Origin of the sequence: Cupriavidus neocaledonicus (assembly GCF_000372525.1) — a bacterium.
Lineage (GTDB): Bacteria > Pseudomonadota > Gammaproteobacteria > Burkholderiales > Burkholderiaceae > Cupriavidus > Cupriavidus neocaledonicus.
Map to the genome: position 1 here is coordinate 210,171 of NZ_AQUR01000104.1, position 22,048 is coordinate 232,218.

A 22,048-nucleotide genomic window follows, 5' to 3' on the forward strand; every position below is an offset into this window, starting at 1 on the left:
CTCAGAACGGCGCGCGGTCCCCGCACAGGTGGGTGATCAGCAGCCGCGCCGAGACCGTCAGGCCGGCCGGGTCGCGCAGCCCGATCAGCAGCGAGCGGCGCGCCCACGCATCCTGCAGCGTCACCAGCGACAGCCCCATCGACTTGACATGCGGCTCGGCCGCGATGCGCGGCAGCACGCCTACGCCCAGCCCGGCCATCACCATACGGCACATGGCGTCGAAGCTGCGCACCTGGATGCGCAGCCGGAACGGTCGGTCCAGCCGGCTGCTCTCTTCCAGCAGGCGCGCCGCCAGCGAGGTTTCCTGCGGCAGGCTGACGAAGTCGAATTCGAGCGTATCGGCGTAGTGCACCGGCCCGCGCGCGGCCAGCGGATGGTTGGGCGGGGTGATGATGACCAGCTCGTCCTGGCGGTATTCGACCGTCATCAGCCCGGCGGCCGGCGTGCGGTCGGCGAAGATGCCGACGTCGGCGCGGTTCTCGACCAGCGCGGCAACGATGTCGCGGCTGTTCTGCTCTTCCAGCTCGATGCGGATGGTCGGATGGCGCTGCATGAACGAGGCCAGGTCATCGGGCAGGAACTGCGTGATCGCCGAGGTATTGGCGCACACCCGCACCTGCCCGCGCACGCCGGAGGCATAGTCCGACATCACCCCGGCCATGCGCTCGACGTCCTGCAGGATGGTCAGCGCATGGTGGAAGCAGGCCTGGCCCGCCTCGGTCAGCTGCACGCCGGCGGCATGGCGAAAGAACAGCGGCGCGCCCACCGCGGTCTCGAGGTCGGAAATGCGCTTGCTCGCCGCGGCCACCGCCAGGTGCGACTGGCGCGCGCCGGCCGAGATGCTGCCCTGCCGGGCCACGGCAACGAACAAGCCAAGCGTGACGAGATCGAAGCGAGCCAGGTTCATGGGAGCGGACGGGAAATGAAAGCGCGCGCGCCGGTGGCAGTGCCTGCGGCAGGCATGCCGGCCGGCGCGGCGGCGCTCAGAGGTTGCGGCGGTCCATCACCGCGCGGGCGATGGTGCCGGCATCGACATACTCGAGCTCGCCGCCCACCGGCACGCCGCGCGCCAGGCGCGACACCTTGAGGCCGCGCGCCTTGAGCATCTCGCCGATGTAGTGCGCGGTGGCCTCGCCTTCGCTGGTGAAGTTGGTGGCGACGATGACCTCGCCCACCGGGCCGCCCAGCTCGGGCTCGGTGGCGCGCGCCAGCAGCCGGTCCAGGTGGATCTCGCGCGGGCCGATGCCATCCAGCGGCGAGAGCCGGCCCATCAGCACGAAATACTTGCCGCGATAGGTCAGGGTCTGCTCGATCATGACCTGGTCGGCCGGGGTTTCCACCACGCACAGCACCGAGGCGTCGCGGCGGTCGTCCAGGCAGGTCTCGCAGACCTCCTGCTCGGTGAAGGTATTGCAGCGCTGGCAGTGGCGGATATGGTCCGCCGCGCCCCGAAGCGCATCGCCCAGCTTGCGCGCGCCCTCGCGGTCATGCTGCAGCAGGTGGTAGGCCATGCGCTGGGCGGACTTGGGCCCGACGCCGGGCAGCACCCGCAGCGCCTCGACCAGCGCCTGCAGCGAAGTCGGCGACGACGCTTTCACAATGGCCTTAGAACGGCAGCTTGAAGCCCGGGGGCAGCGGCAGGCCCGAGGTCATCGAGCCCATCTTTTCCTGCGTGGTGGCCTCTGCCTTGCGCACGGCGTCGTTGAAGGCCGCCGCGACCAGGTCTTCCAGCAGGTCTTTGTCCTCGCCCTCGGCCAGCAGGCTGGGGTCGATGGTGACGCGCTTGACGTCGTTCTTGCAGGTCATGACCACCTTGACGAGACCGGCGCCGGACTGGCCCTCGACCTCGATCTGGGCCAGCTGCTCCTGCATCTTCTTCATGTTTTCCTGCATCTGCTGGGCCTGCTTCATCAGCCCGGCGAGTTGACCTTTCATCATGATGGAATGCTCCTGGATTCGGTAAGAGTTCGGTGACGGAAATTCGGTAACGCCAGCTGGCCGCCGGTCAGGCGGCGCGCGGCTGGATCGAGCCTGGCACGATCTGGCCGCCGAAGTCGCGCAGCAGCCCCTGCACGAAGGGATCGGCCTCGATCGCGGCCTCGGCCTGGCGCTGGCGTTCGGCACGCGCCTCGGCGTCGGCGGCGGCGGCGGTGACCGTGACCCCGCCGACTTCGCAGACCACGCGCACCGGCTCGCCGAGGTGGTCGCCCAGCGCCTGCTGCAGCCGCTCGGCGACGCCGTTCTCGCCCAGCGCCGCGACCGGGATGCGCAGGTGGAAGGTGCGCCCGACCACCTGCGTCAGTTCGCTCTGGTACGCCAGCTGCTGCGCCAGGCCCTTCAGCGGCAGGCCGGCGGCCAGTGCTGGCCAGTCGCCGGTGAAGGCCGGCGGGGTGCCGTCCTCGCCCGCGGCGGGCGGACGCGGCGCGACGAATTTTGCGGACTCCGCCGGCGGTGACGGCACGGCAGCGGGCTCGCGGGTCGCCTCGGGCTCGCGCGCCGGGGCCGAGGCCGGGCGGGCGGTACCGTGGCGCGGTGCCGTGGCACGCGCCGCGGGTTCGCTGAAACCGTAGTCGTTGTAGCCCGGATCGCTGTCATAGGGCCCGATCACCGGCAGGTCGGGCGGCAGTTCTTCCCACGGCGGCACATCGCTGCCACCGGCGACTTCCCAGGGCGGCACGGATTCTGGTTGCGGTCTGGCGGCCACGGGGCGTGCCGCGGGCGCTGCCGCCGCGACGGGCGGCTGCGGCGCCGCCGGCCGTGCAACAGGAGCCGTTGCAGGTGCCGCAGCGGGACGGCTCGCGGCAGCGGCCGCGGGGGCGCGCAACGGTTGCGCCGGCGGCCGCTGCGCAGCGGCCGGCATGGCAGGCACGGCCGGCGCTGGCGCCTTGCGGGCGCCGCCGCGGGCAGCGGAAGCCTGGCGCGCGGCGGCAAGCGCCGCGGCCGCTGGCGACATGGCGCCGCCTGCCGCGCGCGCCGGCGCGGGTTCCGTGGCGGCAGGCGCGGTGGCAAGCGCGGCCGCTGGCGCAGCGGCAGGCTCGGCCACGGGCGCGGCTGGCGCAGCCATGGACGGCACCTGGGTGGATTCGATAATGGATGCAGCGGATGCAGCGGATGCAGCCGGCGCGGCGGCGGCAGTCGTCGCCTGGCGTGCCTCGGCGGGTCGCGCCGCGGCCGGCATGCCGGCATTGCGCGGGCGCGCGGGGGCTGCGCCGCCGCCCTGCCCCGCCGTGGCCGCCGGTTCGGACGACGGCCGGAACGCCAGCATGCGCAGCAGCGTCATGGTGAAGCCGGCGTATTCGTCCGGCGCCAGCGCCAGCTCGCTGCGGCCCAGGTTGGCGATCTGGTAGAACAGCTGCACTTCCTGCGCGTCGAACACGCCAGCCAGGCGCCGCACCTCGTCGGCTTCGGGCCATTCGTCCTGCACCGACGCCGGCACGGCCTGCGCCAGCGCCACCTTGTGCAGCAGCGAGCCCAGGTCCTGCAGCGCGCCGGCGAAGGACAGGCTGCGGTCGGCCATGGCATCGGCAATCGCCAGCATGGCGGCGCCGTCCTCGGCGGCCAGCGCATCCAGCAACTGCACCAGGTAGCCCTGGTCGATCGCGCCCAGCATGCCGCGCACGGCTTCCTCGGAGACCTGTCCCGCGCTGTAGGCGATGGCCTGGTCGGTCAGTGACAGCGCGTCGCGCATCGAGCCATGCGCGGCCTGGGCCAGCAGCCGCAGCGCGTTGCCGTCGTGGGCAATGCCTTCCTGCGCCAGGATATGGTCCAGGTGCGAGACGATGTGTCCCGGCGGCATCTGCTTCAGGTTGAACTGCAGGCAGCGCGACAGCACCGTGACCGGGATCTTCTGCGGGTCGGTGGTGGCGAGGATGAACTTGACGTGCCCGGGCGGCTCTTCCAGCGTCTTCAGCATGGCGTTGAAGGCGTGGTTGGTCAGCATGTGCACTTCGTCGATCATGTAGACCTTGAAGCGCCCGGCGGTGGGGGCGTAGACGGCCTTGTCGAGCAGCTGCGCCATCTCGTCGACGCCGCGGTTGGAGGCGGCGTCCATCTCGATGTAGTCGACGAAGCGGCCGCTGTCGATTTCCTGGCAGGCCTTGCACTGCCCGCACGGCTCGGCGGTGATGCCGCCGCTGCCGTCAGGGCCGGTGCAGTTCAGGGCCTTGGCCAGGATCCGCGACAGCGTGGTCTTGCCGACCCCGCGCGTGCCGGTGAACAGGTAGGCATGGTGCAGCCGCTGTTGTTCCAGCGCGTGCGTGAGCGCGCGCACCACGTGCTCCTGGCCGACCAGCGTGGTGAAATCCCTGGGGCGCCATTTGCGCGCTAGAACTTGATAACTCATGGCGGCGATTGTAGCAAAAGGCGGCCCCGCTCCGGCCGCCCCGGCGCCGGCCCCGGCGTCTTTATCCGGGCCGGGCGCCGGCGACCCGCGCCGGTGGCCGCCGGCCGTCCCTGGCCCGGCTCAGCCGCACTCGCCGACGTAGCCGCAATTGGCGCATTTGGCGCAGCCGTCGACCTTGTGCAAGGCGTGCGCGCCACACTCCGGGCAGGGCTTGCCGGTACCCACGCCGGGCGCGCCCGGCGCCGCGCTGGCCGGCCCGGCAAGGTCCGCCCCCGCCGCCAGCTGCGCGCCGCCGTCGCGCTGTGCCAGCCGCGCGGCCAGCGCCGCCACCGGCACCTGGCCACCGTCGGCATCGAGGAAGCCGCGCTTGATCAGGATGCGCTGCAGCGCATAGCCCAGCGCCGCGACCTCGGAGTCATGGAAGCGCGGCACCTCGGTGCCGTCCTGGCGCACCAGCGTGCCGTAGCGCACCGTGCCCTTGTCCCACACCACGTTGCGCATGTCGGCCAGGGCCTTGGCCACCGAGCCGCCCGAGCGCGCCACCATCGACAACAGCCGCATGGTCGAGGTGATCCATTGCTGGCCCTCGCTGCGCTGGCCCGCCGGCATGAAGAACTCCACCGGCCGCTCGATCTCCACCGGCTTGCCGTCGGCGACGCCGGCGACGCGCATGAAGTTGACGGTCAGGTAGACGGTCTTGTGGCCCTCGTAGGTCAGGTATTCGACCTTGGACGTCACCCCCTCCAGGTCGCCCACCGGCCGGCTGCCGAACGGGCGCACCAGCGGGTTGTCGTCGGCCGCCGGGGCAGGCGGCGCGGCGGGCGCGTCGACCGACAGCACCGCGCCCAGCACGGAGTTCGGCCGATACGTCGCCAGCCCCTTCAGGCCGGCCTTCCACGCTTCGAGGTACAGGTTGCGGAAGGCTTCGTACGGATAGTCCTCCGGCACGTTGACGGTCTTGCTGATGCTGGTGTCGATATACGGCTGCACCGCTTCGAGCATGCGCATATGGTCCAGCGCCGACATCTGCAGCGCGGTGACGAAGGCGTCGGGCAGCTGTGCCATGTCGGCCCCCATGTGACGGTAGAGCCGCCAGGCATGGTCCGCCACCTCGAAGCTGCGGTAGCTGTTGTCCGGCATGCGCTTCCTGCGGTTGTAGGTCCACGAGAAGGCGGGTTCGATGCCATTCGACGCATTGTCGGCAAAGGCCAGCGTGATGGTGCCGGTGGGCGCGATCGACAGCAGGTGCGAGTTGCGCAGCCCATGGCGGCCGATGGCTTCGCGCACCGGCTCCGGCAGCCGGCTGGCGAAGCCGCTTTGCAGGTAGGCACTGGCATCGAACAGGGGAAAGGCGCCCTTCTGCGCCGCCAGTTCGGTCGACGCCAGGTAGGCCTCGTCGCGCATGCGTTCCGAAATGCGCGCCGCCAGTTGCCGCGCCGGCTCGGTGTCGTAGCGCAGGCCCAGCATCACCAGCGCGCTGCCCAGCCCGAGGAAGCCGAGCCCGACGCGGCGCTTGGCGTGGGCCTCGGCCTGCTGTTCGGGCAACGGCCAGAAGGTCACGTCGAGCACGTTGTCGAGCATGCGCGTGGAAACGCGCACCACTTCGGCGAAGGCGTCGAAATCGAACGCAGCCTGCGGCGTGAACGGCTGGCGCACGAACCTGGTCAGGTTGATCGAGCCCAGGCAGCAGCAGCCATAGGACGGCAGCGGCTGCTCCGCGCAGGGGTTGGTGGCCTCGATGCGCTCGCAGTAATAGAGGTTGTTGTCGGCGTTGATCTGCGACAGGAACAGGATGCCCGGCTCGGCATGGTCGTAGGTGGCCTGCATGACCTGGTCCCACAGGTTGCGCGCCGGCACGCGCCGGTACACCCACTGCCCGTCGTCGCGGCGGTACGCGCCGGCGGCGATCATGTCGGCGCCCGGCTCGGCCTCGTGCACCAGCTCGACCTCGGCGTCGGCCTGCACCGCCTGCATGAATTCGTCGGTGACGCCGATGGAGATATTGAAGTTGCTGAGCTCGCCCTTGTCCTTGGCGTGGATAAAGCTCTCGATATCGGGATGGTCGCAGCGCAGCACGCCCATCTGCGCGCCGCGACGCGCGCCGGCCGATTCCACGGTCGCGCACGAGGCGTCGAACACCTTCATGAACGACACCGGCCCCGAGGCGCGCGAATGCGTGGCGCGCACCAGCGCCCCGGCCGGGCGGATCGCCGAGAAGTCATAGCCCACGCCGCCGCCGCGGCGCATGGTTTCGGCGGCCTGCGCCACCGCGGTGTAAATGCTGGGGCGGCCGTCGCGCGGCTCCGACACCGAATCGCCCACCGGCTGCACGAAGCAATTGATCAGCGTGGCCTGGATGCCGGTACCCGCCGCCGAATTGATGCGCCCGGCCGGCACGAAGCCGTTTTCCTGCGCCCACAGGAAGCGCGCGCTCCAGGCTTCGCGCTGGTCCTCGGGCTCGGCCTGCGCCAGCGCGCGCGCCACGCGCTGCCTGACATCGGCGATGCTGCGCTCTTCGCCCTTGGCGTATTTCTCGAGCAGGACTTCGGTGGAGATTTCCTGAGGCGCCAGCGCGCCGCGAATGATCTGGTCGTTTGCGTTCATGTATTGGCTCACCACGTGTGCGGGTTGGTGAATGGTCGGGCCAGCGCGGCACGCATTGCCTGCGCCAGATCAACCCGGCGCCATGGCGCGGGCAATGACCCGCGCCCGCCAAGGGCATTCGATGCAAATTCTGCGCGCGCCCGCGCTCTGGGGTACAATGCCGCTCGGACGGGCCTCCTCGCATGGTGGCGCGGTCAACCTGGTCAGGTCGGGAACGAAGCAGCCACAGCCGTTTTCCGCCAGTGCCGAGGGTCAGGCTCGTCCACCTCACGCTTCCCTTCCGCCCGTTCCGCAGTACCCTTTCCTCCCGCCTGTCTATCGCGCGCGCCAGCGGCTCGCAGCGCAGTCCCTGTCACTTTAGTACAGCCAGGCCGCCATCGCGCGCGCCATGCGCCCCATTTTGCGCCGATTCCGCTGCCCTTGCCGGCGCACCGCGCCGGCGTTCAGAACAACGAGCCTTGTTGCGGCACCTGCGGCGCCAGGTGCTCGGCGGGAATCCACTCGCCTTCGGCAGTCGCCACGCCGGCCTCGATGCGCTTGCCCGGGAACATCGGCGCGAGCGCCGCGGCGTAGCGGCCCAGCTGCGCGCGATAGGCGGCATGCTCCTGCGGCAGCAGGCGCAGCTTGTAGTCGACGACGACGACACGGTCGTCGAATTCGACCAGCCGGTCGATACGCAGCAGCCGGCCACGCGCGTCGTACAGCTCGACCTCGTTGCGCGCGCTGCGCGCCGCGTCCGCGGCCAGCAGCGGCGCCAGCGCCGGCGCGCGCAGCATCGCGGCCACTGCCGCCAGCGCCTCTTCCACCTGTTGCCGCCAGGATGACCGCGCCGCCTCGGTGTGCGCGCCGGTCAGCGGGAACCAGCGCAATACCGTATCGAGCGCGGGCACGCCGGCAAAGGCTTCGGGATAGCGCGTCAGGCGCTCCAGCAGCGCGTGCACGAGTTCGCCATGGCGCGCCGCGGCGGCGTTGAAGACGATGCCCTCCGACTCGTCCGTGGCTTCCTCGTCGTCGGCAAAGGCGGGCTGCCGCGGATCATCGACGGCATCGCGGTAGCGCAGCCGGAAGTCGGTGAAGCGCACCGGCTCGCTCGGTCGCGCGGGCAGCAGTGCTTGCGCACCGGCCGCATCGCCGTGCGCGTCCGGATAGGCCGGCACCATTTCGCCGACGCCCGCGGCCTGCAGCCGCACATACCAGCTGCCGGCGATCTCGGCATTGCCCTCGCCGGCACCGGCGCGGCTGGCGCGGCCCTTGACACCGCTGACCAGCAGGCCCTGCTGCGCGCGCGTCATGGCCACGTACAGCAGGTTCCAGTTCTCTCGCTCGCCCAGCGCCGCCTCGGCCTCGAACAGCGGCGCGCGCGCCAGCCCGCGCTCGCTGCGCTTGCCGTACGCGGAGAAATGGCGCGGCACCGGCGACGATGGCGGCCAGTCGACCAGGATGCCGCCGCGGTCCGCGGCCGGCTCGCTGTGGTTGGCATCGAGCAGCACCACGAACGGCGCTTCCAGTCCCTTGGCGGCATGCACGGTCAGGATATGGACCGCGTCGAGGCCGGCGTAGGCCGGATCGTCCCCGGCCGGCTCGAGGTCTTCGGCGCGCTCGCCCATGCCGCCTTCGTCGGGGCTTTCGCCTTCGTCGCCGCGGCGGATTTCCTGCAGCTCGTCGATAAACTTTGGCAGGCTCGGATAGCGCCCGCCATCGAGGTCGAGCGACAGCTTCAGGAACGCGTCGAGGTTGGCCAGCACCTGTTCGCGGATATCCGGCGGCGCGGCCTCGGCGTAGCGCCGCCGCACCTCGCCGCCGTGGAAGATCTGGTCGATCAGGTCATGCACCGGCTGGTGCGGCGCGATGCGCAGCCATTGCCGCAGCCGCGGCACGCCTTCGCGCAGCGCGTCGGAGACCTGCGCCGGCAATCCTCCCGCCTCGAGGCGTGCCCACCAGCCGCCCTCGCCCTCCATCTGCGCGAGCGCCAGCAGATCATCGTCGGTCGCGCCCACCAGCGGGCTCTTCAGCACGTGCGCCAGGTCCAGGTCCGACTCGGGCGTCATCAGGAAGGCCAGCAGCGCCGACAGGTCGAGCGCCTCGAGCGTGGCCAGCAGGCCGCCGCGGCGCGGGCTCAGGCATGGGATGCCGGCCTCGCGCAGGGCGCGCTCGTAGTCGGCCAGATGGGTCTTGCGGCGCACCAGCAGGTGCATGTCGCTCCAGCGCGCGGGCCGCTGGGTGTTGCCTTCGTGCACCGGCACGGTCTCGCGCACCCGCCGCAGCCATGCCGCGACGCGCCGTCCTTCTTCCAGCCGCAGCGAATCGCCGGCCTGCCGGCGCGGCTGCAGCAGCGTGTCGCGATGCGCGGAGGCAACTGCGGCCAATTCATCGTCCGCATCTTCCGCCGCGCTTTCACTGGCTTCGTCGGGCTCCACCAGCGGCAACAGCCACACCGGCCCGCCGCAGCCGCCCAGCGCCGTGGTCTGGGTCGAGTACAGCGGATAGCGGCCCTCGGCGCGCGCGCCGTCGAACACGGCGTTGACCCAGTCCAGCACTTCGGCACGATTGCGCCGGGTCCGGTTGGTGCGCAGCACGGTGGCGCCGAAGGCGTCGCGCAGCATCTCGCCGGCGGCGCCGAAAAGCCTGGCATCGGCGCGGCGGAACCGGTAGATCGATTGCTTGGGATCGCCCACCAGGAACACCGTCGGGCGCTCGCCCAGCCCCGCATAGCCGGCCAGCCAGCCCTGCAGGATGCGCCATTGCAACGGGTTGGTGTCCTGGAACTCGTCGAGCAACAGGTGGCGGTAGCGCGCGTCGAGCCGCACCTGCAGGTAGGTGGCGGTCTCCTCGTCCGACATCAGCCGCGCGGCCTGCCATTCGAGGTCGGCGAAATCCATCGCGCGCTGCTCGTCCTTGTGCTGCTGGTAGCGCCTCAGCAGCGCATCGCCGATACGGAACAGGGCCTGGTTGATCGCCAGCACCGCGGCCTCGCAGCAGCGCGCGCTGATCTCGTCGAGCATCGCGCAGATCGCGGCATGCTCGTCCAGCAGCGCATCGACCATGCCTTCGCCGCCCGCGGCCTTGGCCAGTGCCGCGGTGCGCCGCAGCGCGCGCGGCCCGCCCGTGGTGGTGAAGAACGCGGCGCGCAGCTGCGCGAACACGCGTTCGGCGGGCTTGCCCGGCGCGGCGCCGGCCTCGCGCCAGGCGGCGATCGCCATCAGCGCCTCGGTGATGCGGCCGGCGTGGGCCTGCTCGCTCTTGCCGGCCTTGCCCAGTCGCGCCGCGAGCGCTTCGCAGGCATCGCGCCAGCCTTCGTCGGCCAATGCCTGCAGCAACACGTCGCCCTGCGCGTCCTCGCCCAGGCAGTCGGACAGCGCCTGCAGCGGGTCGCCGCCCTCCTGCATCGCCCACCATTCGCTGCGGGCATGGAACATCGCGTCGAGCAGCGCGCGCGCCTGGAAGTCGCCGACGGTATCGACCAGCGTTTCCCAGGCCGTGCGCAGCTCGGCGTAGGGCGGCGTGGCCAGCGCGCGCCATACCGGCGCCCAGGCCTCGCGCTTCATGCGCAGCGCATCCTCGCGCAGCGCCGCGCCCGGCACGATGCCCGACGCCAGCGGCGCGCCGCGCAGCAGCGTGCCGAACCAGCCGTGGAAGGTGTCGATCGCCATGCGCCCCGGCGCGGCCAGCACCTGCGCATGCAGCCGGCGCGCGCGCGGCAGCGCCTCGCGCGCGGCGTCGGCGCAGAGGCCGCGCTGCACCAGCGCGGCGACCACGTCGTCGTCGCTGTCGCGCGACAGCTGTGCCAGCACCTCGAGCAGCCGGTCGCGCATTTCTTCGGCGGCCTTGCGCGTGAAGGTGATCGCGAGGATTTCGTGCGGCGCCGCGCCGGCCAGCAGCAGGCGCACCAGGCGCGCCACCAGCAGCCAGGTCTTGCCGCTGCCGGCGCAGGCTTCGACCACCACCGAACGCGCCGGATCGCAGGCCGCGCGCGTGAATTCCGCCTCGGAAACCGGCGCGCCATCGCGCTGGTAAGGCTGGACCTCGTGCAGATCGTGAGGCGTCATGATGTCAGCGCCGGCACGGCGGTGGAGTCCCAGAAACCCTTGCGGCACAGGCCGCGGGCGGTGCAATACACGCACGCCGAGGCATCGCCGAAGGCCGGCAGCCTGGCGCCCTGGCGCAGGCGCATGACGTCGTCGCGCATCTGGCGCTCCAGCCAAGTGACCGCGGCCTCGAAATCCGGCAGGCCGACCTCGCGCTGCGCCGCCGGTGCGCCGTCGCGGGCGCCTTCGAGCGAGACCCAGCTGCCCGCCGCGGCATCGGCGCGCAGCAGGCCATAGAACGGCAGCTGGCAGTCTTCCTCGACCTCGGCCAGCTTGCGCTTCAGGCGCGTGGCGCTCTGGGTCTTGTAGTCGAGCACGGCATGCGCGCCGCCGGGGCCCTGGTCGAGCCGGTCGATGCGTCCGGTCAGGCGCAGCGGCTGGCCGTCGGGCATCGGCAGGTCGATGCCGGCATCGAGCTCGCCGCCGCGCCAGAACCAGCCCTCGGCCTCGCGCGCGGACTGCCACGCGACATACGACGGCAGCACCTCGCGCCAGCGCCGGTAGTAGGCAATGGCGTTGCCGTCCTCGGCCATCAGCGCGCCGAAGACCTCGTCGGAGATCTCGCCCAGGCGCGCCAGGCGCTGCTCTTCGGACAGCGTCTCGCCGCGCTCGCGCCGCGCGTGCAGGTCCTTGTGGTAGGTCAGCAGCACGCGGTGCAGGGTCTCGCCGATCTCGCGCTTCTCCAGCTCGTCGCTGACCGCTTCCAGCCCCGCCAGGCCCAGCATGCGGCCGGCGAAGAACTGGTAGGGGCAGCGCCGCAGCGCGTTGTACGCCTGCGCGCTCCAGCGCACCGGCACCAGCGCGGGCTCGGCCGCCGGGGCCGGCATGCCGCGCACATCGGCGAAGGTCTCGTGCGCCTGCGGCGCGGCGGCGCCTTCGATGCTGACCCCGGCGCGCGCGCAGCACGCCGCCAGCCGCTCGATCCAGCCCGACACGTGGTGCGGCTCGCCGCGGCTGCCGTAGCGCTGCCAGGTCAGCACCACGTCGTCGTTGTTGAGCAGCACCTCGGCCAGGTCGCGCGCCTGTTGCGCAAAGCGTGCCTCGCGGTCTTCCAGGTCCAGCTCGCGCCGCATCTGGTTGGAGAAGAACATCAGCTCGGCGGCGCTGGACGGCAGCTGGGCGTCGTCGCAGCCGACGATCACCACGCCCTCGAAGCGCCGCATGCGCGCGCCGTTCAGCGGCAGGATGGTGATGCGCGCCGGCCCGCTGGCCGAAGGCTCCTTGTAGGCGACCGATTCCAGCAGCGCCGACAGCATCGCGCGGAACTCGCCCTGCGACAGCGTGGCATGGCCGCCGGTCTCGTCGCGCGGCAGCTCCTGCAGCCGCGCCAGCGCATCGAGCAGCTGGCTGCCGGCATCGTCGGCGGCCAGCGCGGCGCGCATGCCGAGGCCATCGAGCATGCCGTCGAGCCGTTCCAGCCACGTCGCCAGCGGATGCTGGGCGAGACCGCGCGGCCAGCGCGCGGCCTCGTCGGCGAGCAATGTAATCAGGCCATGGGCCGCGCGGCGCGGGGCCTGGTCGGCGTCCTCGTCGTCGGCGGCCTGCTGCGCGCTGGCCGGCGCGTGCGCGAACAACTGGCGCAGCCGCGCCCAGCCGCCGGTAATGCCCTCGCGCCGCACCTGGCGCTCGAGCAGCGCGATGGCCGCGCCGCGCGCGGCCACATCGGGCAGGCAGAACGGGCTCTTGAGCAGGTCCAGCAGCGCCGCGGTATCGCCATCGCGCACCAGCAGGTCGAACCAGCGCATCAGCGCGGCAGCCGCGCGCGTGGTCGAGAGCTTCCACCCGGTCTCGTCGCGCACCGGCGCGCCGGCGCGAGCCAGCAGCGCGCGCGCGCGGCGCGCGACCACGCGGTCGTGCGCGACCAGCGCCACCTGGCGGCGGCCCGCATTGAGCCACTGCACCAGTTGCGCGGCCGCGGCGGCGGCCTCGTCCTCGAAGCGGGCGCAGCCGACCACGCGCACCGTCGGGCGCTGCGGCGGCAGCGCTGGCATCGCGGGCGCGGTCGCGTGGCTGACGGCCTCGTCGTCGCCGGCGATCCTGGCTTCAGGCCACAAGGCCAGCAGCGCGTGGTACCAGCCGGCCTCGCCTTGATCCTGCCCGCTCCAGTCATAGCCCACCTGCAGCACCGGCACCAGTTCGGCGGCATCGCGCAGGAACGCGGCCTCGAGCGGCGTGGGCGGGGTCGGCGCGATCCAGACCACCGGGCCACGCAGCGGCTGCGACAGTTCGCGCAGCGCGCGGCGCCGCGCCGGCAGCGGATCGTCGGGCCCGGACAGCGCCTGCCAGAACGCCATCACGATGCGGGCCTCCTCGCCCAGGAAACGTTCCGACAGATGCGCATAGGTGCGCGCCAGCGCGCCCTGCAGCAGGCCCGCGCGATCGTCGCCGTCGATCTCGTCGTCGTCGCGGATGGCGGCGTCTTCGAGCCAGCGCGCGCTGAGCTCGTCGCAGATCGCCAGCAGCGTCTGCGACAGGCCCCAGGCCGCGGTTTCGTTCTGCGCGCCGAAGGCCCGGCGCAGCCAGTCCTGCCCGCGCACCGCCTGCTGCACCGCGAGCAGTCGCGCGGCCGGGCTGCGCACCGGCGCGCCGGCGGGCGGCAGGTCGAGCAGCCAGTGGCCCAGCGTCAGCACGCGCGGCAGCAGCCGCGGCCGCCCGGCCGCGCGCGCGGCGGCATCCAGCGCCTGGCGCACGCCCGGAATCTGCGCAGCGGTCGGCACCACCACGTGCGCATCCGCCTCGGACCCGCCGCAGCGGTCGAGGAAATACCAGGCAGCGGTGGCCGCCTGCACGAGAAAATCAGGACCGGGGCGAAAGCTCAGCGACGTCATGGACCGTCATTGGGGCGTTGGCCGCAAGGGTGCGGGAACGGCGTCGGGTTGGAACGAATCGGGAGCAACGGGAGCAACGGAGCAACAATGGCGCGGCGCCGCCAGCCGGCGCGTCCGGCGGCGCAGGCACCGCGATACGCGAACGGGCCGCGCGGCTTCAGTCAGAACCGCCTTCCAGGCGGGCGCGGATTTCGCGCGCGGTTTCGAGCAGGCCTTCGTAGCCCGAGCGCGCGTGCTCGGGCAGGTCCGGGTCGCCCACCAGCGTGCCGAGCGTTTCGATGATGCTGTAGACCAGCCCGCGGGCGGCGCCGCTGGCGATGCTGTTGGTCTCCACGGCGCTGCTGAGATGGTCCAGCGCATCGCTCAGGTGGTCGACGTCCGGCGCCTGGCCGGGCTCGGGCTGCGAAGGCTTGCGGGGATCGGTGTTCATGTCGATGACCTAGTCAGGGGCGCAGGGTGCAGGAATGGTGCGCCGCGAGTCGCCCAGCGGGCGCCGTGCGGACCGCTTCTATTCTACGCGCACGCTGTACGCATCCGGCACCCCGGCGCGCATAAGTGCATTGCATGGCACCTACCAACGGCCGGGCGGGCGATTGGGCAAATCTCTCGCCGCCATTGAAAATAAGCATTTCAATGAATTAAACCTTTGCACCAGAATGACGGCATTGTCCGGGCCCTTATTGCCGGATGTGCCGGCGGCCGGTCTTGAAAATCGGCAAACTGGTAACATATCGACAGCACCGGGCGCGGTAGCGGCCTCCACCGCCTGCTTCAGGCGTAAAGGGGCGGCCCGACGGGTCCGCGCAATCTCGTGTAAGGTAACGGTTCGGCCGTCCCGCCTTCAACATAAACAGAGCGAAACCAGAGGTTTTCCGCCATGAGCGAACAAATCAAGTATGTGAGCGACGCCTCCTTCGACGCTGACGTCCTCCAGTCCGACAAACCCGTGCTGCTCGACTTCTGGGCGGAATGGTGCGGCCCCTGCAAGATGATCGCGCCGATCCTGGATGAAGTCGCCAAGGACTACGGCGACAAGCTGCAGATCGCCAAGATCAATGTCGATGAAAACCAGCAGGTGCCGGCCAAGTTCGGCATCCGCGGCATCCCGACGCTGATCCTGTTCAAGAACGGCGCGGTCGCGGCCCAGAAGGTCGGCGCGCTGTCGAAGTCGCAACTGACTGCCTTCCTCGACGGCAACCTGTAAGCTGCGCGCCGGGACCCGACCCGCGGTCCCGGTTTCGTCACGATCCGACGTGCGTGCGCCACACCCTGGCGCGCCGGTCGGATTGTGCTAAGATGCCACCAACAACTCCCCGAGCGTTCGCTCATTTTCTCCCCCTTCCTTTAGGTCTCGCCCGTCCGGGCCCATCTGTACCCCTCGTCTATGCACCTGACAGAACTCAAATCGCTTCACGTGTCTGCGCTTCTCGAAATGGCGGCTACGCTCGAGATCGACAACGCACAGCGGATGCGCAAACAAGAACTGATGTTTGCGATCCTGAAGAAGCGCGCCAAGATGGGCGAAACCATCTACGGAGACGGCACCCTGGAAGTTCTGCCTGACGGCTTCGGTTTCCTGCGCTCGCCCGAGACCTCCTACCTGGCCAGCACCGACGACATCTACATCAGCCCGTCGCAGATCCGCCGCTTCAACCTGCATACCGGTGATTCGATCGAGGGCGAGGTGCGCACGCCCAAGGACGGCGAACGCTATTTCGCGCTGGTGAAGGTGGACAAGGTCAACGGGCAGGCGCCCGAAGCGGTCAAGAACCGCATCATGTTCGAGAACCTGACGCCGCTGCATCCGAACCGGCCGCTCACGCTCGAACGCGACATCAAGGCGGAAGAAAACATCACCGGCCGCATCATCGACATGATCGCGCCGATCGGCCGCGGCCAGCGCGCGCTGCTGGTGGCGTCGCCCAAGTCGGGCAAGACCGTGATGCTGCAACACATTGCACACGCGATCGCCAACAATCATCCCGAAGCCGACCTGTTCGTGCTGCTGATCGACGAGCGACCGGAAGAAGTGACCGAGATGCAGCGCTCGGTGCGCGGCGAGGTGGTGGCCTCCACCTTCGACGAACCCGCCATCCGCCACGTGCAGGTGGCCGAAATGGTGATCGAGAAAGCCAAGCGCCTGGTCGAGCTGAAGCGCGACGTGGTGATCCTGCTGGACTCGATCACCCGCCTGGCGCGCGCCTACAACACGGTGGTGCCGGCCTCGGGCAAGGTGCTGACCGGCGGTGTCGATGCCAACGCGCTGCAGCGCCCCAAGCGCTTCTTCGGCGCCGCGCGCAACCTGGAGGAAGGCGGCTCGCTGACCATCATCGCCACTGCGCTGATCGAGACCGGCAGCCGCATGGACGACGTGATCTACGAAGAGTTCAAGGGCACCGGCAACATGGAAGTGCACCTGGAACGCCGCCTGGCCGAAAAGCGCGTCTATCCGTCGATCAACCTGAACAAGTCCGGCACGCGCCGCGAAGAGCTGCTGATCAAGCCGGACATCCTGCAGAAGATCTGGGTGCTGCGCAAGTTCATCTCGGACATGGATGAAGTGCAGGCGATGGAATTCATCATGGACAAGATGAAGGCCACCAAGAACAACGCAGAGTTTTTCGATATGATGCGCCGAGGCGGCTAAGCCTCGCTGCGGCCGTGCCGCAACGCAGACAGGAAGGCGTGCCGCGGCACGCCTTTTTTGTTTTTCGACGATGCCATGCTGGGCAAACTGACCACATTCCTGCGTTCGCGCTCGCGCGCCCGCAAGCTCGAGCACTACGCCATCCCCGACGCGCTCTGGTCGCGCACCGTGGCCAGGCTGCCGTTCGTGCAGCGCTACGGCAGCGCCGACCTGGCGGCGCTGCGCGAGCTGGCGACGCTGTTCATCGCCGAGAAGGAATACTCCACCGCGCATGACCTGGCGCTGGACGACGACATGGTGGTCAGCGTCGCGGTGCAGGCCTGCGTGCCGATCCTGAAACTGGGGCTGCCGTGGTACCGCGGCTGGCACGGCATCGTGCTCTACCCGGGCGAATTCATCATCCGCCGGACCGTGCAGGACGAGATCGGCCTGGTCCACGGCGTGGTCGAGGAAGCCAGCGGCGAAGCGTGGGAACACGGGCCCGTGATCCTGTCCTGGCCCGACGTGCACAGCCCCGGCGCCGGCATCGACAGCGACCATGAACTGCCGGCGGACACCTACAACGTGGTCATCCACGAATTCGCCCACAAGCTCGACATGCTCGACGGCGAGCCCGACGGCGTGCCGGCATTCTCGCGCGTGCTGCATCCGGAGGTCGACGCCGAGGCCTGGGCCGAGACCTTCCTGACCGAGTACGACCGCTTCGCCGAAGCCTGGGACGCGCGCGACGAGGCCGACTGGGAGCAGCCGGAGCGCCTGCCCGCGGCGCTGCGCATCATCGATCCCTACGGCAGCGAGGCGCCCAGCGAATTCTTTGCAGTGACGTCAGAGGCATTTTTTGTCGAGCCTGCGGGACTGGCGCGGCATTGGCCGATGGTTTACCAGTCGCTGGCGACGTTCTATCGGCAGGATCCGGCTTCGATGTGAAACCAGGGCCTCTTTTTCCGGCGCAACGTTTTGTCGGGCCGGTCCGCTGCACCCTTCCCCAAGTCTTTGTTTTTCTGCCATAATCCCGGTTTGCCCGTAACCGGCAAGTGGTTCGTTCGTGGCCGCGCCATGCCTTCTCCCTCTGGCGGAGAACTGCGGATTGCAACGGACTGGCTACCCAACCAGAAAGGACTCATCATGAAAGAAGGCATTCACCCGAATTACCGCGAAGTCGTGTTCCAGGACATGTCCAGCGACTTCAGCTTCATCACCCGCTCGACCATCCAGACCAAGGACACGATCGTGAAGGACGGCAAGGAATACCCGCTGGCCAAGATCGAAGTCTCGTCGGAATCGCACCCGTTCTACACCGGCACCCAGAAGATCATGGACACCGCCGGCCGCGTGGAAAAGTTCCGCCAGAAGTTCGGCAACAAGCTGGGCAAGGCTGCGAAGTAATCGCGTTCAGCGACCCCGCTTCGCGCATGCCGAGGACAGTTCCGGGCGTGCGCGAACCAGCAAAGAGGCAGCATCGGCTGCCTCTTTGCATTTGTGCCGGAGCCCATTGGACCGGCGCTGCCGGCAGCGCCGGCCATTCGGATTTACCCCACTTTCCGTGAGGCTTCCCCGCCATGCCACGGCCACGCGGCCGCGGCATGCGCGATACTGTGGCCTTCGCGCCATGGCGCCACGGCCCGACCTGAGCATCGATGCGTCAAGCCAACACCTCACCCGTCCAGTTGACCGCTGCCGCCACCGGCGCACTGCCGCGCGCGCTGCTGCTGGCCATCTGCACCATCTACGGCCTGGTCGGCCTGTTCGGGCGCGACCCGTGGAAGAACGAGGACGCCGCCGGCTTCGGCGTGATGTGGCAACTCGCCACCGGCAGCACTCACGACTGGCTGATGCCGAACATCGTCGGCCGCCCGTACAGCGAGGACGGCCCGCTGGTGTTCTGGATCGGCGCGCTGATGATCCGCGGCTTCGGCGCCTGGCTCGGCGCAACCGACGCGGCGCGGCTGGCAACCGCGCTGTTCTTCTTCGCGACCTGCGCCTGCATCTGGTATTCCACCTACCTGCTGGGCCGGCGCGATGAGGTCCAGCCCTTTGCCTATGCCTTCGGCGGCCAGCCCAATGCGCGCGACTACGGCCGCACGCTGGCCGACGGCGCGCTGCTGATCTTCCTCGCCTGCGTGGGCCTGGCCATGCGCGGGCACGAAACCACCCCGCAGGTCGGACAGGTCGCCTTCATCGCGCTGGCGCTGTACGGCATGGTGCGCTCCCTCGACAAGCCTACCCAGGGCAGCCTGATCTATGGTGCCGCGCTGGGCGGCCTGACGCTGGCCAGCGGGCCGCTGCTGGCGCTGGCGCTGCTGCTGGGCACGGCGGTGTGCGCGCTGGTGTGCAAGCCGCTGCCATGGCGGCGGCTTGCGGTGGTCGCCATTCCGCTGGCGCTGCTGATCGTGGCGGCATGGCTGGCGGCCGCTTTTTTCGGCGCTGCCGACCGCAACGAGGCCGTCACGTTTATCCGCGAATGGTCGCGCTATGACCGCCGCAGCTACGGCTCGCCCAATATGGCGACGTTCGGCTTCAACATGCGCAACCTGTTCCTGTACACGTGGCCGGTATGGCCGATCGCGGGCTGGGCCTGGATCGCCTGGACCGGCATGCGCCGCGCGCCCCATGTCGCGGCGCCACTGGCGCTGCTGCTGCCGGTGCTGATCCTGCTGTTCCTGCAACGCAGCGCCGGCGACGTGCAGTTCATCCTGCTGCTGCCGCCGATGGCCGTGCTGGCCGCCTTTGCCCTGCCGACGCTGGCGCGCGGCGTGATCAACGCCATCGACTGGTTCGCGCTGCTGTTCTTCACCATCTTCGGCGGCACGGTCTGGTTCATGTGGATCGCCAAGACCACCGGCTGGCCGCCGCGCATCGCGCGCAATGTGTTCCGCCAGCTGCCGGGCTACCAGCATGAATTCACCATCGCCGCGGTGGTGTTTGCGTTGGCGGCGACGGCGGCATGGGTGCTGATCGTGCGCTGGCGCCTGTCGCGCGCGCCCAAGCAGATCTGGCGCCCCGTGGTGATTTCCGCGGCCGGCACCACGCTGATGTGGGTGATGGCGATGACGCTGTGGCTGCCGTCGATCAACTACGGCAAGACCTATCGCGACGTGGCCCAGGCGGCGTCGATGGCGCTGCCGCCGGCGTACCAGTGCGTGCAGCCGATCCGCATGGGCGATGCGCAGCTGGCGTCGTTCGCCTACTTCGGCCATATCCGCTTCGGCGGGCCCAACGACGGCTGCGACGTGCTGCTGCGCCACGATTCGGTCGACTACGGCGAGCCCGGCAATATCTCGCACTTCGAGTGGCGGCTGATCTGGGAAGGCCGGCGCCCGGCCGACCGCGACGAGCGCTTCCGCATGTACCGCCTGGTCGATACCGCACGCGCGGTCCACCCGCGCCCCGACCTGCCGCGACGCCGCCTGCCGCGCCAGCCCTGAGCGCGGTCTTCCGGTAGTCGCCACCGTCACCACCCCGAGACACCGCAGCGCCTGACGCGCCCACGAACCATTCCGGCCGCAGGCGGCTGCGGGGGCTGGAGCTCCACCCCGCCCCGCCTGCCGAGCCCTGAATGACACTGTTCCAAGACCTTCGCCGCATTGCCGCCCTGGCCGCCCCCGTGCTGGCCGGGCAACTCGCCGTGATCGCCTTCGGCGTGATCGATACGGTGATGGCCGGGCGTGCGTCCGCCACCGACCTCGCCGCCGTCGGGCTGGGCGGGTCGATCTACGTGACAATCTATATCAGCCTGATGGGCGTGCTGCAGGCGCTCTCGCCCATCGCCGGCCAGCTCTACGGCGCCGGCCGCCTCGAGGCCATCGGCGCCGAAGTGCGGCAGGCCGCCTGGCTGGGCGCGGCGCTGGCGTTGCCGGGCGTGCTGCTGCTGGCGTTCCCGGGACCGCTGCTGGCCTTCGCCAAGGCCCCGCCGGAGCTGGTCGAGAAGGCTACCGCCTACCTGCATTTCGGCGCCTTCGGCTTGCCTGCGGCACTGGCCTTCCGCATCTACTCGGCGCTGAACAATGCGCTGTCCCGGCCGATCATGGTGACGGTGCTGCAGGTCGGCGGGCTGGCGCTGAAGGTGCCGCTCAATGCCTGGTTTATCCACGGCGGCCTGGGCGTGCCGGCGATGGGCGGCCCCGGCTGCGGCCTGGCCTCGACGCTGATCAGCTGGACCTGGTGCATCGCCGGGCTGCTGATCCTGCGCCATGGCAGCGCCTACCATGCGCTGCGCATCTTCGACACCTGGAGCTGGCCCGCCGCCGCGCCACTGCGTGCGCTGTTGCGCCTCGGCGTGCCGATGGGGCTGACCTACCTGATCGAGATCACCTCGTTCACGCTGATGTCGATCTTCATCACGCGCCTGGGCACGGTGACGCTTGCCGGCCACCAGATCATCGCCAACCTCGGGGCGGTGGCCTACATGCTGCCGCTGTCGCTGGGCATCGCCACCTCGACGCTGGTGGCGCAGCATCTCGGCGCGCGCGACCGCACCGGCGCCAGCCGCCTCGCCTGGCGCGGCATCCATCTGGCGGTGGTACTCGCGGTGCTGACCGGCGCGCTGCTGTGGCTGCTGCGCAAGCCCGTGCTGGACGCCTATGCCAGCGACCCCGCGGTGGTCGCCGCGGCGCTGCCGCTGGTGCTGTTCGTGGCGTTCTACCAAGCCTTCGACGCGGTGCAGGTGATGACGGCCTTTATCCTGCGCGCGTACAAGATCGCACTGATCCCGACCGTGATCTACGCCGGCTCGCTGTGGGGCATCGGCCTGGGTGGCGGCTACGTGCTGGGCTTTGGCCTGATCGACGGCATGCCGGCCTTCACGCGCGGCGCGAGCGGTTTCTGGCTGGCCAACAGCGTCAGCCTGGCCGTTGCCGGTGTGCTGCTGGTGCGTTACTTCAGGCGGGTCAGCAGGGACTCGGAAAGCTGAATCGCGCAAAAAGAAAAAGCCCGCTTGCGCGGGCTTTTCAATTTGGCGGAGTGGACGGGACTCGCCTACGTGCCGCAGGCCGCTGCTGCGCCTGCAGGCGCAGCCCTTCTCGTCCCGCCGCGCGCCGCGCAGGCGGCTCGCTCCACTCCGTGCAAAAGAAAAAGCCCGCTTGCGCGGGCTTTTCAATTTGGCGGAGTGGACGGGACTCGAACCCGCGACCCCCGGCGTGACAGGCCGGTATTCTAACCGACTGAACTACCACTCCTTAGTCGGCTGCCGACTCAAGCTACTGCTTGATTCGACATGCTGGACGTCTGATTACGCCCGGCTGTTTTGGCGTCCCCTAGGGGATTCGAACCCCTGTACTCACCGTGAAAGGGTGATGTCCTAGGCCTCTAGACGAAGGGGACAGAAACTTGTTCTTCAACGCGTTTTCTGTCTTGCGCTGGAAAGTCCGCCATCATAGCAGGCTTTTTCGCGCTTGGGAAGCTTCTTTTCAGAAACTTCCCAGATTCTGGTGGAGCTAAGCGGGATCGAACCGCTGACCTCTTGCATGCCATGCAAGCGCTCTCCCAGCTGAGCTATAGCCCCGTATCCGATACTCTGGACGGTTACTGCTGGATTCCTCTGCCG

14 protein-coding genes, 3 tRNA genes and 1 other RNA gene are annotated in these 22,048 nt (G+C 69.7%); 7 read left to right on the plus strand and 11 right to left on the minus strand.

Going from position 1 to position 22,048, the window contains the following annotated elements; genetic code table 11:
* Position 1 precedes the first annotated feature (1 nt).
* From A3AG_RS0123595 to A3AG_RS0123615, 5 genes are all read right to left on the minus strand, one after another.
* Entirely contained in the window at positions 2–907 is a 906-nt protein-coding gene (locus tag A3AG_RS0123595) for a LysR family transcriptional regulator (RefSeq protein WP_012353186.1), read from the minus strand.
* Between the two features lie 76 nt (positions 908–983).
* Entirely contained in the window at positions 984–1,598 is a 615-nt protein-coding gene (gene recR, locus A3AG_RS0123600; protein WP_018007792.1) for a recombination mediator RecR, read from the minus strand.
* 7 nt (positions 1,599–1,605) lie between these two features.
* Positions 1,606–1,938 carry a YbaB/EbfC family nucleoid-associated protein gene (locus A3AG_RS0123605; RefSeq protein ID WP_012353187.1) on the minus strand — a complete coding sequence of 111 codons (333 nt, stop codon included), beginning with the start codon at positions 1,936–1,938 and terminating at the stop codon, positions 1,606–1,608.
* Between the two features lie 67 nt (positions 1,939–2,005).
* Positions 2,006–4,342 carry a DNA polymerase III subunit gamma/tau gene (locus A3AG_RS0123610; protein ID WP_018007793.1) on the minus strand — a complete coding sequence of 779 codons (2,337 nt, stop codon included), beginning with the start codon at positions 4,340–4,342 and terminating at the stop codon, positions 2,006–2,008.
* Positions 4,343–4,462: 120 nt separating this feature from the next.
* A complete protein-coding gene (locus tag A3AG_RS0123615) occupies positions 4,463–6,946 on the minus strand; it encodes an adenosylcobalamin-dependent ribonucleoside-diphosphate reductase (RefSeq protein ID WP_018007794.1) in 2,484 nt (827 codons plus the stop codon).
* A 167-nt stretch (positions 6,947–7,113) separates the two neighbouring features.
* On the opposite strand from A3AG_RS0123615, the gene ffs reads away from it, so the two are divergent.
* Positions 7,114–7,212: signal recognition particle sRNA small type (gene ffs, locus A3AG_RS33600), an RNA gene on the plus strand.
* 177 nt (positions 7,213–7,389) lie between these two features.
* Here ffs and A3AG_RS0123620 read toward each other — a convergent pair.
* The 3 genes from A3AG_RS0123620 to A3AG_RS0123630 form a co-directional block, all read right to left on the minus strand.
* Positions 7,390–10,992 (minus strand): UvrD-helicase domain-containing protein, encoded by a 3,603-nt coding sequence (locus tag A3AG_RS0123620; RefSeq protein WP_018007795.1) that lies wholly within the window; start codon positions 10,990–10,992, stop codon positions 7,390–7,392.
* Positions 10,989–13,859 carry a PD-(D/E)XK nuclease family protein gene (locus A3AG_RS0123625; protein WP_018007796.1) on the minus strand — a complete coding sequence of 957 codons (2,871 nt, stop codon included), beginning with the start codon at positions 13,857–13,859 and terminating at the stop codon, positions 10,989–10,991. The genes A3AG_RS0123620 and A3AG_RS0123625 overlap by 4 nt, the downstream gene beginning before the upstream one ends.
* A 157-nt stretch (positions 13,860–14,016) precedes the next feature.
* Positions 14,017–14,289: a hypothetical protein gene (locus A3AG_RS0123630; RefSeq protein WP_012353192.1), complete on the minus strand. Its 273-nt coding sequence runs from the start codon at positions 14,287–14,289 to the stop codon at positions 14,017–14,019.
* Between the two features lie 447 nt (positions 14,290–14,736).
* Here A3AG_RS0123630 and trxA point away from each other — a divergent pair, with 447 nt between their 5' ends.
* The 6 genes from trxA (at position 14,737) to A3AG_RS0123660 (ending at position 21,415) form a co-directional block, all read left to right on the plus strand.
* Positions 14,737–15,063: a thioredoxin TrxA gene (gene trxA, locus A3AG_RS0123635; RefSeq protein ID WP_010814265.1), complete on the plus strand. Its 327-nt coding sequence runs from the start codon at positions 14,737–14,739 to the stop codon at positions 15,061–15,063.
* A gap of 180 nt (positions 15,064–15,243) precedes the next feature.
* Positions 15,244–16,506 carry a transcription termination factor Rho gene (gene rho, locus A3AG_RS0123640; protein WP_012353193.1) on the plus strand — a complete coding sequence of 421 codons (1,263 nt, stop codon included), beginning with the start codon at positions 15,244–15,246 and terminating at the stop codon, positions 16,504–16,506.
* A gap of 75 nt (positions 16,507–16,581) precedes the next feature.
* Positions 16,582–17,433: a M90 family metallopeptidase gene (locus tag A3AG_RS0123645; RefSeq protein WP_026164431.1), complete on the plus strand. Its 852-nt coding sequence runs from the start codon at positions 16,582–16,584 to the stop codon at positions 17,431–17,433.
* 198 nt (positions 17,434–17,631) lie between these two features.
* The gene (locus A3AG_RS0123650; protein WP_012353195.1) at positions 17,632–17,892 is read left to right on the plus strand and encodes a type B 50S ribosomal protein L31; all 261 of its coding nucleotides are present in this window, start codon (positions 17,632–17,634) and stop codon (positions 17,890–17,892) included.
* Positions 17,893–18,143: 251 nt separating this feature from the next.
* The gene (locus A3AG_RS0123655; RefSeq protein ID WP_018007798.1) at positions 18,144–19,931 is read left to right on the plus strand and encodes an ArnT family glycosyltransferase; all 1,788 of its coding nucleotides are present in this window, start codon (positions 18,144–18,146) and stop codon (positions 19,929–19,931) included.
* A gap of 131 nt (positions 19,932–20,062) precedes the next feature.
* Positions 20,063–21,415, plus strand: a complete 1,353-nt coding sequence (locus A3AG_RS0123660; RefSeq protein ID WP_018007799.1) for an MATE family efflux transporter — start codon at positions 20,063–20,065, stop codon at positions 21,413–21,415.
* A gap of 188 nt (positions 21,416–21,603) precedes the next feature.
* On the opposite strand, the gene A3AG_RS0123665 is transcribed toward A3AG_RS0123660, so the two are convergent.
* The 3 genes from A3AG_RS0123665 to A3AG_RS0123675 all read right to left on the minus strand — a co-directional run bounded on the left by A3AG_RS0123665 (position 21,604) and on the right by A3AG_RS0123675 (position 22,006).
* Positions 21,604–21,680 (minus strand) — tRNA-Asp (locus tag A3AG_RS0123665).
* A gap of 69 nt (positions 21,681–21,749) precedes the next feature.
* A tRNA-Glu gene (locus tag A3AG_RS0123670) sits at positions 21,750–21,825 on the minus strand.
* 105 nt (positions 21,826–21,930) lie between these two features.
* A tRNA-Ala gene (locus tag A3AG_RS0123675) sits at positions 21,931–22,006 on the minus strand.
* Between the last annotated feature and the right edge of the window lie 42 nt (positions 22,007–22,048).